Annotated in this window: 16 protein-coding genes and 1 tRNA gene; 9 read left to right on the top strand and 8 right to left on the bottom strand. The window is 32.5% G+C overall.

What is annotated here, in order from left to right; genetic code table 11:
• Window positions 1-326 precede the first annotated feature (326 nt).
• Together rpoN and EYD46_RS07655 are read left to right on the top strand one after the other, a co-directional pair.
• Entirely contained in the window at window positions 327-1787 is a 1461-nt protein-coding gene (gene rpoN, locus EYD46_RS07660; RefSeq protein WP_130936488.1) for an RNA polymerase factor sigma-54, read from the top strand.
• Complete coding sequence (locus tag EYD46_RS07655) at window positions 1787-2392, top strand: hypothetical protein (RefSeq protein ID WP_130936487.1); 606 nt, start codon at window positions 1787-1789, stop codon at window positions 2390-2392. The genes rpoN and EYD46_RS07655 overlap by 1 nt, the downstream gene beginning before the upstream one ends.
• On the opposite strand, the gene EYD46_RS07650 is transcribed toward EYD46_RS07655, so the two are convergent.
• Both EYD46_RS07650 and EYD46_RS07645 read right to left on the bottom strand, forming a co-directional pair.
• Window positions 2389-3084, bottom strand: coding sequence for a porin family protein (locus tag EYD46_RS07650; RefSeq protein ID WP_130936486.1), 696 nt, complete (start codon window positions 3082-3084; stop codon window positions 2389-2391). The genes EYD46_RS07655 and EYD46_RS07650 overlap by 4 nt on opposite strands.
• Window positions 3085-3124: 40 nt before the next feature.
• Window positions 3125-4381 (bottom strand): Y-family DNA polymerase, encoded by a 1257-nt coding sequence (locus EYD46_RS07645; RefSeq protein ID WP_130936485.1) that lies wholly within the window; start codon window positions 4379-4381, stop codon window positions 3125-3127.
• Between the two features lie 34 nt (window positions 4382-4415).
• Here EYD46_RS07645 and EYD46_RS07640 point away from each other — a divergent pair, with 34 nt between their 5' ends.
• On the top strand, window positions 4416-4949 hold the full coding sequence (locus EYD46_RS07640; RefSeq protein WP_130936484.1) for a hypothetical protein: 534 nt from the start codon (window positions 4416-4418) through the stop codon (window positions 4947-4949).
• 22 nt (window positions 4950-4971) lie between these two features.
• On the opposite strand, the gene EYD46_RS07635 is transcribed toward EYD46_RS07640, so the two are convergent.
• Genes EYD46_RS07635 through EYD46_RS07625 form a run of 3 tightly spaced genes read right to left on the bottom strand, consistent with a single transcriptional unit; the run spans window position 4972 to window position 6180 of the window.
• Window positions 4972-5424, bottom strand: a complete 453-nt coding sequence (locus EYD46_RS07635; RefSeq protein ID WP_130936483.1) for a DUF3157 family protein — start codon at window positions 5422-5424, stop codon at window positions 4972-4974.
• Between the two features lie 42 nt (window positions 5425-5466).
• Window positions 5467-5673, bottom strand: a complete 207-nt coding sequence (locus EYD46_RS07630) for a helix-turn-helix domain-containing protein (protein WP_130936482.1) — start codon at window positions 5671-5673, stop codon at window positions 5467-5469.
• Window positions 5674-5676: 3 nt separating this feature from the next.
• A complete protein-coding gene (locus tag EYD46_RS07625; RefSeq protein ID WP_130936481.1) occupies window positions 5677-6180 on the bottom strand; it encodes a DUF2975 domain-containing protein in 504 nt (167 codons plus the stop codon).
• Window positions 6181-6300: 120 nt separating this feature from the next.
• Here EYD46_RS07625 and EYD46_RS07620 point away from each other — a divergent pair, with 120 nt between their 5' ends.
• From EYD46_RS07620 to bioA, 4 genes are all read left to right on the top strand, one after another.
• Window positions 6301-7455, top strand: a complete 1155-nt coding sequence (locus tag EYD46_RS07620; protein WP_130936480.1) for an aminotransferase class I/II-fold pyridoxal phosphate-dependent enzyme — start codon at window positions 6301-6303, stop codon at window positions 7453-7455.
• Window positions 7452-7865 carry a putative signal transducing protein gene (locus tag EYD46_RS07615; protein ID WP_130936479.1) on the top strand — a complete coding sequence of 138 codons (414 nt, stop codon included), beginning with the start codon at window positions 7452-7454 and terminating at the stop codon, window positions 7863-7865. Before EYD46_RS07620 ends, EYD46_RS07615 begins: the two co-directional genes overlap by 4 nt.
• A complete protein-coding gene (gene bioD, locus EYD46_RS07610; protein ID WP_130936478.1) occupies window positions 7862-8470 on the top strand; it encodes a dethiobiotin synthase in 609 nt (202 codons plus the stop codon). Before EYD46_RS07615 ends, bioD begins: the two co-directional genes overlap by 4 nt.
• 88 nt (window positions 8471-8558) lie before the next feature.
• Window positions 8559-9824: an adenosylmethionine--8-amino-7-oxononanoate transaminase gene (gene bioA, locus EYD46_RS07605; protein ID WP_130936785.1), complete on the top strand. Its 1266-nt coding sequence runs from the start codon at window positions 8559-8561 to the stop codon at window positions 9822-9824.
• Between the two features lie 236 nt (window positions 9825-10060).
• Here bioA and EYD46_RS07600 read toward each other — a convergent pair whose 3' ends face one another.
• The 3 genes from EYD46_RS07600 to EYD46_RS07590 all read right to left on the bottom strand — a co-directional run bounded on the left by EYD46_RS07600 (window position 10061) and on the right by EYD46_RS07590 (window position 14928).
• Window positions 10061-10654, bottom strand: coding sequence for a helix-turn-helix domain-containing protein (locus EYD46_RS07600; RefSeq protein WP_130936477.1), 594 nt, complete (start codon window positions 10652-10654; stop codon window positions 10061-10063).
• A gap of 210 nt (window positions 10655-10864) precedes the next feature.
• On the bottom strand, window positions 10865-11521 hold the full coding sequence (locus tag EYD46_RS07595) for a polysaccharide deacetylase family protein (protein WP_130936476.1): 657 nt from the start codon (window positions 11519-11521) through the stop codon (window positions 10865-10867).
• Window positions 11522-11535: 14 nt separating this feature from the next.
• Window positions 11536-14928 carry a DUF2723 domain-containing protein gene (locus EYD46_RS07590; protein ID WP_130936475.1) on the bottom strand — a complete coding sequence of 1131 codons (3393 nt, stop codon included), beginning with the start codon at window positions 14926-14928 and terminating at the stop codon, window positions 11536-11538.
• Window positions 14929-15136: 208 nt separating this feature from the next.
• Between EYD46_RS07590 and EYD46_RS07585 the strand changes: the two genes are divergently transcribed.
• Together EYD46_RS07585 and rimP are read left to right on the top strand one after the other, a co-directional pair.
• Window positions 15137-15209: transfer RNA gene (locus EYD46_RS07585), tRNA-Gln, on the top strand.
• A gap of 387 nt (window positions 15210-15596) precedes the next feature.
• Window positions 15597-16058 carry a ribosome assembly cofactor RimP gene (gene rimP, locus EYD46_RS07580; protein ID WP_130936474.1) on the top strand — a complete coding sequence of 154 codons (462 nt, stop codon included), beginning with the start codon at window positions 15597-15599 and terminating at the stop codon, window positions 16056-16058.
• Window positions 16059-16070 lie beyond the last annotated feature (12 nt).

Raw genomic sequence — 16070 nt, 5'->3', positions numbered from 1 at the left:
CTAGATATACTTATCCCTGCTACTTATGGACCTTCTGTTGATGATAACAACGTTACGCTAATTAATTCTTTTAGTTAGAACACTGCAAATACTACTAAATTATTTAAATGTTCGCAGACAGGTATGCGTTAGGGAGTGTAGTGGTAGCTTTTGGTCCCGCTACAGCGGGAAGTCAAAACTATTAGCGGAAAGTCTGTCTACCTCTAGGCAGGTCCGACCCGACCTCAGGAGGGTAATGCCCAAATTATAATTTTACACTATAATTGTTTGGCACGACCTTTGGTTTCCATATTGCTTTTTCTATCTTTGATTAACACCAAATGACCATGCTCAAACAACATTTACAATTTAAATTATCGCAAAAGCTGTCGCCGCAACAAATTCAATTAATGAAATTGATACAGTTGCCAACACAGGCTTTTGAGCAACGTATAAAGCAAGAACTAGAAGAAAATCCTGCGCTTGAGGGTGGTAAAGAAGAAAAGGATACCGATTTTGATGCTGATTTTGAGAATAACACAGACGATTTTGATGATAATGAGACCATAAATGCTGATGATATTAATGTTGACGAATATTTAAGTGATGATGAAATACCTGATTATCGTACTCAAGCTAATAATTACAGTAGTGATGACGATGAAAAATCGATACCATACGCAGCGGGAACTTCATTTACGCAGCATTTAATAAACCAGTTAAATACCTATAGACTTACTGATGAAGAACGTGATATTGCTGAGTTTTTAGTTGGTAGTGTTGATGAAAGTGGGTATATACGACGCTCTCTTTCTGATATTATGGATGATTTGGCTTTTACACAAAATGTCTACACTACTGAAGATAAAATTGAGAGTGTTTTAAAAATAGTCCATCAGTTAGACCCAGCTGGTGTTGGTGCTAGAAATTTACAGGAATGCTTAAGTATTCAACTACACAGAAAAGAGAAAACCGTTGACACAGATTTAGCTATTGCTATTATTGATAATGCTTTTGATGCTTTTACCAAGAAACATTACAAAAAGTTACTTCAAAAATTTGATATTTCGGAAGTACAACTTAAAGATGCCATTACTGAAATTGAGCATCTAAACCCGAAACCAGGTGGTTCTTATGCTGGTAATAATCGTATTGTAGAGCATGTTGTTCCTGATTTTGCTATTAAAATTGTTGATGGAGAACTTGAACTAACGCTTAATGGACGAAATGCTCCAGAACTACATGTGTCTAGAGAGTATAATAATATGTTGAAAGGCTACAAAGACTCTAAAGACAAAAGTAAATCTCAAAAAGATGCGGTGCTTTTTATTAAACAAAAATTGGATGCTGCAAAATGGTTTATTGAAGCCATAAAACAACGCCAACAAACGTTGTTTGTGACTATGAGTGCTATAATGCACTACCAAAAAGATTATTTTTTAACTGGTGATGAGCGTCAATTAAAACCTATGATTTTAAAAGATATTGCTGATGAAATTGATATGGATGTTTCTACAGTATCTCGTGTTGCCAACAGTAAATATGTAGATACACCATACGGCACAAAGCTTATAAAAGAATTCTTTTCTGAGTCTATGAAAAATGACCAAGGAGAAGATGTTTCTACCCGAGAGATAAAAAAAATATTAGAGACTGTTATTGAGGAGGAAGACAAGAAAAAGCCTTTAACTGATGAAGCGTTAGCAAAAATTTTAAAAGAAAAGGGTTACCCTATTGCAAGACGTACAGTTGCGAAATATAGAGAACAGTTGGATATTCCTGTAGCACGTTTAAGAAAGAAAATTTGATGCATCACATTTTAAAGAGTGTTTCGGTTATTTTTCATCCGTTGCTAATGCCAATTGCTGGTGTTATTTTCTATTTTATTAAAACACCTAGGTTTATTGATAGAGAAGTTATTTGGGCAAAATTAGTTTCGCTATCTATACTTACCATCATTTTACCTATTCTATTATACTTTCTTTTAAAAACTTTAGGAAAAGTTAACTCTATTTATCTAAAAAATACCAAAGAGCGTATTATTCCTCTAGTTTTAAATGCAATTGTAATACTATTGGTAATCCAACGTATATTAAGACCAGACCCTTATATTGAACTTTACTATTTTTTTGTAGGTGTTTTAATTTCTACCATAGCGTGTTTAATATTAGCTATTTTTAAGTTTAAGGCTAGTATACATATGATTGCCATTTCTGGTGTTTTTATGTTTTTTATTGCTATAAGTATACACTTTAGTATTAATATTAATAACACATTAGCCATAATGAGTGTTATTATTGGAGCTGTAGCAACGTCTAGATTACACTTAAAAGCGCATACGTATCCAGAATTACTTATGGGTATTTTTGTTGGGGTATTTCCTCAACTAATTTTAGTTACCAAGTGGCTTTAGAGGATGTAAAACATCAGCCCTATTTTAACAACGTTTATGTTTAAATCTTCTCCATTTAGTTGAGCTGTATTGGAAAAAATGGAATTTAATCCGTAGTGCACATAGATATTCCATGTATTGTAGCCAGCACTTAGGGTTAGCCCATATTGAAATGCATTAAAATCTCTGTTGTTATTATATTTTAATTCCCCTAAGCTTCCTTTAAACTTACTTCTATTAGCAAATACATAACCTAATTTTATACCTGCGTAAATACGCCAAAACTTATAAGATGCTTTAGTTGATGTTCGCCATCTATATTCAATAGGTAATTCTAATACATGCTCAGAGAATTTATTTTTAGTAAAACTTACCATGTCGGTATCTATAATACTATAATTAAAACTCCCTGAATTATTTTGCTGTATTAATATATTTTGAATATAGGAGTTTGTAGAATATCCGAGCCCAATACCAATAGATTTGTTTCTTCGCTTATTAATAGGCATATCTTTAATAAAGCCTAAGTGAAACCCTAATGAAAAACTATTCTGTTTTAAATCATCTGGTTTATCTATCAATAAATTATAGGTAGTTCCTATATAGAACTGATCTTCTTTATACAAAGAATCAGCAACCTTATCGGTAAACTCTTGGGAAAATGTTACAGCTGTAAACAAGAAGGAAATTAAGAATAGAGATAGCTGTTTCATTTGTATATAGCTTAGCAGCAAATATAGTAGAATTGGTATACTATTTTACTACAATAATTTCATTAATATTTGTTGTATACCTTGGTGACAAACGTTCTTGACGCATTTTCCAAGTGCGCTCTAAATCCTGATTACCTAATTTTACTTTATAATCGGCATACTTTTCATTTAATTTATCAATAGCGGTCATTAAGGGTTTGTGTTTAGGGTTTTCAGCATCAAACATTTGCAACTGATAATTGTTTGTGGGAACTAACCCCATTACTATAACGCCAGCACGCTTGTATTTAATCCCCTTTTTAAATATTTGTGAGGCAATACGAACCGCTTCTCTACTAATAACCAAACTAGAATCCGTTGGATAAGGTAAACTTACCACCCTGCTTTCTCTATGTTGCTCTATGTTTCTTTTATGTCTATTACTTTGTAGTGTTACATATATTATGTGACAACTAGAACCCTGTTTACGCAGTTTTTCTGCACAACTTGTAGCGAAAGTAGAAATACGCTCTTTTATATAGTTTAAGTCATCATAAGAATAATCAAAACTTCGGGTTGTTGCTATAGCTCTTTTGGTAGTAGATTCATCGAGTTCCAGTTGAGGCACCCCTTCCAAATCTTTTTTTAGTTTAAAACCTGTAGAACCGAAATTCTTACGAACCCAAGTATCTGATAAGTTAACAAAATCAATAGCACTTTTACACCCTTTTGCTTTTAGACGTTTTTGTAAGCCTCTACCAATACCCCAAACAGATTCAATTTTAATCCATTTTAAAGCTTTGATACGCTTTTCTTCAGAATCGATAACATAAACACCCTTTGTGGTTTCTGGAAATTTTCGAGCTATTTTATTAGCAACTTTACTCAGAGCCTTTGTTGGAGCAATCCCTACACAAGTTGGGATGCCTGTCCACTTTAAAATACGCTGCCGTATTTGATTTCCATAATCTGTGAAATCATGATTTTTAAACCCCTTAAACTCTAAAAAAGCTTCATCAATACTATAAATTTCAACATCAGGTGTAAATTGTTCCAAAATAGTCATTACCCTATGGCTCATATCTCCATATAAGGGATAGTTTGAAGATAACACTTCTATACCATTAGCTTTGCAAAAGCTTTCCCACTTAAAAATAGGTGCCCCCATAGGCAATTTTAATGCTTTGGCTTCATCGCTACGAGAAATAACACAACCATCGTTATTGCTTAAAATAGCAATGGGTTTATGTTGTAAGTTCGGGTTAAAAACCCGCTCGCAAGAGGCATAAAAGTTATTACAATCTACTAAGGCGTACATGGGATAAAATTACAGATTTATTTATATTTAGTCCATGAAAGATAATTTAATTGTTTCTGAAAATCAACGTCCATTGTGGCAACGTATTCTTGCTGCTCTTTTCTTTACTGTAGCAATAGCTTTATTGGGGTATATACTTTACAATGCCAATTGGACAGATAAAAACCTAAAAAGTATTGGCCACAATTTTAATATTGTAATATACCTTATCGTAGCTGGTATATCATTTTCTTTTCAAAAAAGTGTCTATATAAATGTAGAAAAATCAAAATTTCGAGCTACATTCGAAATAGGGCCTATTAAATTGGGACAATGGAAAACTATAAACAATTACGAATATGTTTCTATATTTCATCAACCACTTGCCGATGGAGAAAAAATTTATGAAGTGAATTTATGGTACGATAGAAACAAACATTGGGAACTTTACAAAAGATACGATTTAAAAGAAGCCTTTATAATTAGCTATGAAATTTCAGAACTTCTTGAAGTTAATATACTAGATGCTACAGTACCTAATGACTACAAGTGGATAGAAAAAAAGCAACAAAAGAAACAGGTAAAATAGTATATGTAGAATAACTAATTAATTAAAAGAGTTTCCCTTTTTCTACAACTTTATGACCATTGCGCTTATAAAACACCTTTTTACCATTAGCACAAAACGTGTAATTTCCTGATGCTTTCTTTTCAGAAACTGATAATAATACTACATCATCTGTAGTACAACCATAATCTTTTGAAACTTTCTTCTTTATATGGTTAATAGTTGCCCTGCCTTTCTTAAGTTGCGCTTGTATTTTTTTATCCAATTTCGGTTCCTCAAAACCTTCTGGCATACCACAAGAATTTGAAACTATGGGTTTAAGTTGTTTTATTTTTGCACTATCTACAAGGGTTAAAGGTTGTATGTCTATATACTCCCATGTAAAATCAGCTTTTAACAATACACGCCGTCCATCATCAGTTTTTACAATATGGTTGTCTTGAGAAAAGCTTAAAAATGACATTAAAAACAAGAGACTAGAAAAAATATATTTCATAATTAAAAAAGTATACAAATTAGTATACCTCAAAAATACAATTTAATCTTCAACATACTCTAAAATATCAGCGGGTTGACAATCCAACGCTTTACAAATGGCCTCTAAGGTAGAAAACCGAACCGCTTTGGCTTTACCTGATTTTAAGATAGACATATTAGCGGTGGTAATACCAATAATTTCAGCCAATTCTTTGCTTTTCATGTTACGTTTGGCCAGCATGATATCTAGATTTACTATTATTGGCATATATTATATAGTTAAATTATTTTCCTGTTCGGTTAATCTTGCTTTCTCAAAAGCTTCACTTAAAAACATAAAGAACAAACCAATGACTATAGGCGTAAGCAAAGAAAAATCTATACCTAACCTAACATCACTCAACAGCACTAACCTGGAAACGAATTTAAAAACCGCAAAAGAAACCCCACAAATTATTATAAGCTTTCCAATCATTTTAAAATTTTTAATAATCAGTTCAGAAAAATAGTTGCCTTCAGATAAATCCTTTAGCGTACCTTTTAGTAAATAAACCGCTCTAATAAATAGTATGTAGATAATGGTTAGCACTACTACTATAGCAATCAAGCTGGGAATACTTAGGCTTGAAGTATCATAGTCTTCAATCATTCTTAAATCCATGGCTTCTCCCTGCTGAATCTTGATTGGAATGAAAATAACTATTCCAACAAGTACGAATAGCAATAAATAATAGTAAATGTTTATTAGTTTCCGCAAAACTTCAATAGTCTTCATTTTATATAAATTATTGTTTTACGATAACAAAATTAAATAAAATTATTGAAAAACAATAATTTTTAATTAAAAAATTTAAAAGTGCTAAATGATTAAAGCATTATTTATATTTGTTTTTAGATGAAAGGCTTACCAAAAAAACTAAATCAAAAACTAGAAGCGCGCAAAGCGAATAATGCCTTACGCAAACTTGGTGTACAAGATGGTTTAGTAGATTTTTCATCCAATGATTATCTAGGGTTTTCAAAAAACGAAACCATTTTTGATGATGCTCATAAATTTTTGATAGAAAACAACATTAAACAAAACGGTGCAACTGGTTCTCGCTTACTTTCTGGAAACCATAAGTTATATGACAAAGTAGAACAACAACTTTGTATATTTCATAACAGTCCATCTGCTATAATTTTCAATTCAGGGTATGATGCCAATATTGGCTTTTTCTCAAGTGTGCCACAGCGGGGAGATATTATTTTTTATGATGAATATATTCATGCCTCAATTCGTGATGGTATCACTATGAGTTATGCGAAAGCATACAAGTTTAAGCATAATGATTTAAATGATTTAGAAAAAAGATGTCAGACTGAGTACAACCGAAGTCCAAAAGGAACAAATATCTACATCGTTACAGAATCTGTATTTTCCATGGATGGTGATACACCAGATCTAGTCACTTTAGCGCAACTAAGTAAAAAGCATAAAGCCTATTTAATAATTGATGAAGCGCATGCAGTAGGTGTATTCGAGAAACAAGGGGAAGGTCTTGTTCAAAATTCAAATATTGAGCATGCTATTTTTGCACGAATTACAACCTTTGGAAAAGGCATGGGATGCCACGGTGCAGCTATTTTAGGCAGCGAAAAACTAAAGCAATACCTCATTAATTTTTCACGTAGTTTTATTTATACTACAGCATTACCACCACATAGTTTAGCAACCATATACACAGCCTACAATGCATTGCAAAACACTAAGAATATTACTAAACTGCACAAAAATATTAACCACTTTAAAGCTGAAATAAAAAGAAATAAGCTTGAAACTATTTTTATTGCATCACATTCTGCTATTCATTGTTGCATTGTTTCTGGTACTACTAAGGTAAAATCTATCGCAGAGCAGTTTAAAAACAATGGTTTTGATGTTAAACCTATTTTGTCTCCAACGGTTCCAGAAGGTCAAGAACGTTTACGTTTTTGTTTACATAGCTATAATTCCCAAGATGAAATATCAAAAGTTTTACAACTGTTAGCTACTTTTGTTATGCTATGAGTAGTAAATTTAAAACCATTGCCAGATTTCAGTATTCTACAGAAGCACAAATTATAAAAGGACGCTTGGAGGCTGAGGGCATTCAAGTATTTTTATCAGACAACCTTACCATAGATACAGATCCACTGGTAAGCAACGCCATTGGTGGTGTAAAACTAAAAGTTTTATCTGTTGACGCCTTAAAAGCTCAACATATTCTTGAGTCTATAAACAAATATTCTATTGATGATAATGGAAACACGATTAGCTGTCCAAATTGTAATGGGCAACATGTTTTATTATTTTCAACAATAAAGGATGCTAAGTCATTTTTTGCTTTTATTTTTGGGGTGCTATTTTCTGCACTGCCATTTTATACAAGACACAAGTATAGATGTGAAGATTGTAAAACCGAATTTGACTTAAAATGACAACATATTTCATCACAGGAATCTCAACCGATGTAGGTAAAACTGTAGCCTCAGCAATCATTACCGAAGCTTTAGAAGCTGATTATTGGAAACCTGTACAAGCTGGAGATTTAGACAATTGCGATACCAAAAAAGTAGAACGCTTAGTATCTAATTCCAAATCTAAATTTCATCCTAACACTTATGCCTTAAATACACCTATGAGTCCTCATGGCGCTGCAGATATAGACGGCATTAAGATTGATGTTAAAACTATTAAACCACCTAAAACTAAAAACCATTTGGTTATTGAAGGTGCAGGAGGTTTGCTTGTGCCTTTAAGTAGCAAAGACACCATTTTAGATTTAATTTCTCCAAATTATAAAATCATTGTAGTATCACGTCATTATTTAGGTAGCATCAACCACACGCTTTTAACTATTAATGCATTAAAAGAAAAAGGTTTTGATGTGTCTATTCTTTTTAGCGGAGACGAACACAAATCTACCGAAGATATCATAATAAAAATGACACAAGTTTCTGTAATTGGAAGAATAAATGAAGAACCTTATTTTGATAAAAATGTGGTTAAAGAGTATGCAGATAAATTCCGTAACAAGCTTTGATGAATCCTGTCATTCCTGCAAAGGCAGGAATTCAGAAAAAAGTATAATAAAATAATAGATTCCAGCCTTTGCAGGAATGACAAAATATATGAGTTTACAAGAACGCGATAAAAAACACCTGTGGCATCCACTAAAACAACATCAACTAAACCCAGAAAGTTTAGCTATAGTGCAAGCCAAAGATTGTATTTTAACAGATGAAGATGGTAACGAATATATAGATGCAATTTCATCATGGTACACCTGTATGTATGGGCATTGCAATGATTATATTATTGAAGCTACACATAAACAAATGCAGCGGTTAGACCACGTGATGTTTAGTGATTTCACACACGAACCTGCTGTAAAACTCTCCGAAGAACTCATTAAAATATTACCCCATAATCAAAATAAAATATATTTTAATGATAACGGTTCTACTGCGGTAGAAGCGGGTATTAAAATGGCATTGCAATACTATTTTAACAAAGACGAAAAACGCTCGCTATTCATAGCGTTTGAAGATGGTTTTCATGGCGACACCTTTGGAGCTATGAGCGTTTCTGGACTTTCGGTTTATAATGGTCCATTCGAAGATTTTTTAATAAACGTAAAACGTATACCTGTTCCAAACGACAGTAATACAGATAGCATTTTACAACAACTAAAAACATTAGTCTCTAACCATAAAATAGCGGGTTTTATCTACGAACCCCTAATTCAAGGAGCAGCAGGCATGAAAACCCATGATGCTAATGGACTAAATACTATTTTAAACTTTTTTAAAACGCGAAACATACTTACCATAGCTGATGAAGTTATGACAGGTTTTGGGAAAACAGGCAAAAATTTTGCCTCAGACTATCTAGAAGCCAAGCCCGATATTATCTGTTTAAGTAAAGCTCTAACTGCTGGTTTATTACCTATGGCCATTACCTCGTGTACTCAGGATATTTATGAAGGATTTTTAAGTGAAGATATCTCCAAAGGATTTTTTCATTGCCACACCTACTCTGCAAATCCTGTGGCTTGTGCTGCCGCAATTGCAGGTATAGAATTGTTAACTTCAGCTAAAATTCAAAATAACATCCAAAACATTATAAAATCTCATACCGATTTTAAAAAACGTATTCAAAACCACCCAAAAGTTAAAACAACAAGACATTTAGGTGTTATTTTCGCCCTAGACCTCAACACCAAAATGCAGCGTTATGGCGATTTACGAGATAAACTTTTAAAATTCTTTATGGATCGCGGTATCTTTTTACGTCCCCTTGGCAACACCATTTATATTCAACCGCCTTATGTAATTACAAATGCACAATTACAAAAGGTCTATCAAACTTTAGAAGATGTTTTAGATATTGTTTAGAGCGTGGTCAAGTTTTTACTACTCAATCTCTATGCGGGCATGAGTGCTAAGATTTTTTCTAGACTATGTTTCTGTATTTTTTGTAAGGGTTAGTTTAACTTGTTTGTGATTAGTTGCGTGTTTCAAATTGATTTAGAAATACAGGTCTAATAGAAAATTCGAGAGGATTTTCGTGAGTATGTTCGTAAGCAACAAGTAATTAATTTTATACGTCTTTGTTGTGTGGTTAGTGTCTTTTATTTTAAAATTCGTAATGCAGGTATATACTTAAATGATTTTTTATTATAAATTCTAATTGTATTATAAATAGTTACTATAAAATTGAATGCGTAAAGCACTAATAAAGGAATGAAAATTGTAAATATTCCAAAATTCCAATTTGGTAATATTCCATTTAAAACACCGCCAAACATTCCTGTTATTATAAATAAGTAGTATAGAAATAATAATAAAGTCCAAGATATTTGAAAATTCAACATTGATTTTCCAAGTTCATTTACATTTTTTAGTTTGTCTTTTTTAAAAATCCACATTGTTAAAGGAATAATTATTCCAAGTATAGGGAAAAATAGAAAACCAAGTGCAGAAAGACTCATCAAAGTCAAATAGTTTTGGTCTTCTTGTATTTTCCAATCCACTATTTCATCAGGTGAGGTGTCCAAAGCAATAGATAGTCTTTTCAAAGTATCTCCTCTAGGAACTGTTTCGTTATTTTCAATTCTCTGAATTGTCCTTAAGCTTAAACCAGATTCTTCTGCCAAATTTTCTTGTGAGATTCCTTTTCTATTTCTTAAATCTTTTACTCTTTGTGCTAAATTCAAATTGTTCATTTCTGTGTGTTTTTAATTTGAAGTAAAAGTATTTGGTTTAATCATATATGATAACGTCTTTAATATGTCATTCATACGCCATTAGTGTCAGAGCCTTGTGTTTCGTAAGCATACAATGTGTAGATGCAATTCTGTTTTTGATGAACTGTAATAAGATGTTAAACGAAGTTATCATTTTTTCTAACTTTATACTAATCAGTAAATCTTCTGTCAAAACGTATTTAAACTCTTAAACCGATATCCCGCTTCAGTATAATGTTTTAAAACTTTAGGGAGTACATATTGCATGTTTTTTGAAGCTTTAATACTATCGTGAAACACAACGATACTTCCGTTTTGTGTTTTTGAAATTACATTCGTTAAGCAATCTTCTCTTGAAACTGTTTTATCCCAATCATAAGATAATACGTCCCACATGATAATATTATAGCCTTTTTCTAGGAGTAGTTTACCTTGTTTGGGTGTGATTTTGCCATAAGGCGGACGGAATAAATTCTGAATTCTCAATTGAGAATTCAGAATTTTAGATTTAATTACCTTTTGAGCTTTTTCAATATCTTTTAAGTATGCTTCTGTATTTGTTTTCCAACCTTTTAAATGCTGTTGCGTATGGTTACCAATACTATGTCCCTCTTCTAAGATGTCCTGAAAAATACTGGGGTGCTTTTCTATATTCGCCCCAATACAGAAAAACGTGGCTTTGGCATTATACTTAGTAAGCGTATTTAACGTCCAGTGCGTAATCTCTGGTGTTGGCCCATCATCAAAAGTAAGATAGATATCTTTTTTTAAGGTATCAACATTCCAAACATAATTTGGAAAAAGCGACTTTACAACTTTAGGTGTTTTTACAGGTGTAAAAGGCATAGTTTTGCCAGTATTTAATCAACCGATTCAATGGTAGTGCTACTATCCAAAGGCATGTCAATATCAGTTTTTTCTACTTCTGTTTCTTCTTCCTCTCCATAAAAATACTTGAACAACCTAAGATAGTTATTAAAAATATCGCCTTCTTTTTCAGCTAGTTCTTTGTCATATTTAACTAGCACATCAATTAAACCTTTATAACGTTGAATGTCTACATAAATATCCTCAAACAAACGTTCTTGGTTTTCTTCGGATAAACCACTATAATGAGTTAGATTTTCTTGGTATTTTTTACTTACATCAAAATATAAGTCTCTGGCTTTTTCTTTTGCATCTACTTCATAATATGCGCCTATGTAGGGTTCCAATAAAGTGTAGTATCCAAAGTATTCTACAGGCATATTTTTCATAGCAATATCTGCTACTTCTTCTGCCTTTTCAAGTTTGTCTTCATTTATCAGTTCTTCAACTAACCGTGCTAAATTACCTCTATAAGTAATAGAGTTTTTACGTGTTTCAGGATCATGATAAATATCAGGACTGCCACTATTACCCCAATTCCAAGTTTTTACTTGTTCGTACATAAGATCTGTGTCAATTCGTCCCATGTCAAATGGGTTTGCTCTATCAACTTCTGTTTTAATTGGCACAAGTTTATAACACATACCATCTAGTTGTAAGTAATCTTTCATCCAGATATAATCATCATTACCAAAGCTTCCTCCGGTAAAGTATATGGGACGCTTCCATTCATTATTAGCAACAATATCTAGCATCAATAAGCGGTTTTTGTAAATAGCACCACCTTGTATAGCAATATCAATATAGGGTACAATTTTATCAGTGTCTTTGGCTTTTACTATACCATTTTTTAGAGTATTGTCTTTATTAACATCAATGCGAATATTACGTGTGAATAAATAATTAGCATTTAAATCTTGACTTCTAATACCACTTATATCGTAACCTTGTTTTTGCATTAAATATTTATACTTGGTTTTAGGAGCATCATCCTGAATAAAATTTAAAGCATATTTTAAACTTATGGTATCTTGGGTAAGGGATTCTATCCTTACATAATCGTTAGCACCATATAAGTAATCTTTATGGTTTAACTGAGAGGGAATAGGATCACTCTCATAAGCTTTTCGCTTCATTTGGTCTATATACCAGTCAGTTTGAAATAAACTCGTATTTACTACCCTAACATCTGTTCGGTAGCCCTCAATTTCTTGCGCATACCAAAGTGCAAACGTATCATTATCTCCAATGGTAAACAGTATAGCATTTTCAGCACAAGAATCCAGGTATTTTCTAGCCATAGCTTGTGCGGTGTACTTGCCTGAACGATCATGATCGTCCCAATTATTTGCCGCCAATACCCCAGGAACAAGAACTAAACAAACTATTGTAATAATAGGTGCTGCCATAGCTTTAGGTAATTTATTTTTTAAAGCATGATAAATACCATATACACCAATACCTATCCATAAGGCAAATACATAAAACGACCCTACTACTGAGTAATCACGTTCACGAGGCTCAAAAGGGCGTACATTAGTATACACCTGGATGGCTAATCCTGTAAAGAGGAAAAACACTAGCATGACCCAAAAAAGCTTTTTGTCTGAGTTTAGGACGAAAAACATACCAATGAGTCCCAAAATAAGAGGTAAAAAATAATACGTGTTTCTGGCTTTGTTGTTTTTCACATCGCTAGGTAAATTGTCTTGAGAATAACCTAAATGAAACTCATCAATAGGTTTAATACCACTTATCCAATTACCGTTATTATCTAATTTACCTTGGATATCATCCTGTCTCCCGGAAAAGTTCCACATAAAATAACGCCAATACATGTACCCTAACTGGTATTCAAAAAGATACCTTATATTACTTGCCCAATTGGGCTTTTCAATATCTAAATTAGATTGCTCTCTTTTTAAAAACGCATTGTAATCTTCATAATCAACATTACCTTGAGCGACTTGATTTTTAAAGTCATTTATTTTTCTTTTGTATTGTGTAACTTCGTTGAGCGCATAGGTATTAGCCTGCTCTTCGGTAGCTCCTGCAGAAATTGCACTTCGATAACGAGATTTATAGATGTCAGGACTGACTGAAAAATTTAAAAACCCAGTATATATCATGTAATTTTCTGCATGCTCACTGCTCCACATTCTTGGTAATATAGCTGCGTGATCAGAATTGTAATTCTGTTTAGCATCTTTATATTCGTTTACAATAACGTATTCGCCTTTTTCTTCGTCTTTTTCATATTTGGGCTTATCGTCAATATAAGGGTTGTTTTTATCTAAATATGCGTACATGTCTGTAAACTGTGGACCATAAAATAAGTGTGTTTCAGGGTATTGCTCTAAGTTATAATATGCTAGAAGTTCACGCGCACTAGAAGGGTTGTTTTCATTAATCACAACATTGGCATTAGCACGAATAGGTAACATTAACCATGTAGAAAATCCAATGATAATAAATGTTAAACACAAAACACCAGTATTTAAATGTACATAGTTTTTTTGTTGGGTATAGCGTAACGCATAGAAAATTATGGCAACCAATACGATACCTGCTAAAATAGACCCAGAATTAAAAGGTAATCCAACATTGTTTACAAAGAAAATTTCAAAAACACTGAAAATTTTAAGAATGTTTGGTGCTAATAATTTAAATACAAATAACAGTATTGCTACCGAAACTGCATTAGCAATAATGAAGTTTTTAATGGTAATTGTTTTGTAATTTTTAAAGTAATAAATAAGGCCAATTACAGGAATAGTTAGAAGTCCCATAAAATGTACTCCAAACGAAAGCCCAATGATAAAAGCAATTAAAATTAGCCAACGGTTTCCACGAGGCTTATCCATGTCTTGCTCCCAACGCAATGCTAACCAAAATAACGAAGACATGATTAAGGTAGCCATGGCGTATACTTCTGTCTCTACTGCATTAAACCAGAATGAATCTGTAAACGTAAATGCTAAACTTCCAACTAGACCACTACCTAAAATGGCTTGAAGTTGCGGTTTAGATAGTGTATCATCCTTTTCAGTATTAAGATGACCTACTAACTTTTTAAGTAGCAATGTTATGGTCCAAAACATAAATAGGATTGTAAATGCACTAGCCACGGCGCTCATCATATTCATCATCCAACCAATAAGCTCATTATTTCCAAAAGTAAAGGTTGAGAAAAAGGCGCCAAGCATTTGGAAAAGTGGTGCTCCAGGAGGATGCCCTACTTGTAATTTAGATGATGTTAAAATATACTCTCCTGCATCCCAAAAACTCACGGTAGGTTCTACCGTTAAGCTATATGTAATTAAAGCAATTAAAAAAGAGAACCAACCTAAAATGGTGTTCCATTTTTTAAAATTAAAATCCATCATCTAAAATCTGTGTTTGTTAGCTGTGGCGAATTTAATGATAAATATCAAACAGCGATAAATATTATACAACCCTTAACATTAACGCTTTCACTTTAACTAAGATTATGTTACAATATGTGTTTTTTTTAAAACTTAGACGCGTAGAAAGTTCATTTTTCTAAAAAAAATCTTGTGCAAACAAAACTTTGTGCTAAATTTGCACCCGCATTGGCCTATGGTGTAACTGGCAACACGTCTGGTTTTGGTCCAGAAGAGTCTAGGTTCGAGCCCTAGTAGGCCAACATTTAAAAAGCTTTCAATATATATTGAAAGCTTTTTTTGTTTTTAGAGTTTTCACCATCTGTAAATGTTTTATTATTTTGTTTTTCAGGTGTTTATATTGAGTTTGGTAAAGTTAAAGTATGTAATTTTTTAACCTTTTAATAGTATCCTATTATATTTATCAAGTTACTACCTATTTATAAAAATTTGAGGAAATATATTTAATGATTAAGATGTGTTTGCTTGTTACTTATTTTGTTATTTTTAAGGTTTAAGATCAAGTCATATAAACTCTAATAAAAATAGGTGTAAATAGTTTAAAAACCAATTTAATATATTATATTTGCCGCGTTGAACAGGCGAAATTAATTATGAGGGGACGGAGAGTCCCCTCTTTTTATACTAAAATGTTTAAGGATACAGTACACAGCTTATTAGAAGATGCATTAGGCGAACGTCCAGATTTATTTTTAATAGATTTTGATGTTAACGCTGCAAACCACATAAAGGTAATTGTTGATGGGGACAATGGTGTGTTGGTAGAAGATTGTATGTTTTTAAGCAGAGCTATTGAGCATAATTTAGATAGGGAAGCACAAGATTTTTCTCTGGAAGTGATGTCTGCAGGAGCCTCATCGCCTTTGGTAAACAAAAGGCAGTATAAAAGACATATAAACCGTACTTTAAAAGTTAAGACCACATCAGATAAATTAGAAGGGGTATTAACTGAAGCATCAGAAGACACTATTCTTTTAGAATGGAAAGCTAGAGAACCAAAACCTGTTGGTAAAGGTAAGGTTACTGTAAAAAAACAAGCCAATGTGGCTTACGAAGATATTGTAGAAGCAAAAGTTATGATTAAATTTTAATTCAAGTAGAGT

This window comes from Hyunsoonleella pacifica (assembly GCF_004310335.1).
Classification (GTDB): Bacteria; Bacteroidota; Bacteroidia; order Flavobacteriales; family Flavobacteriaceae; genus Jejuia; species Jejuia pacifica.
The sequence above is the reverse complement of the archived record's forward strand: the minus strand, read 5'-3'. Positions and strand labels throughout refer to the sequence as shown.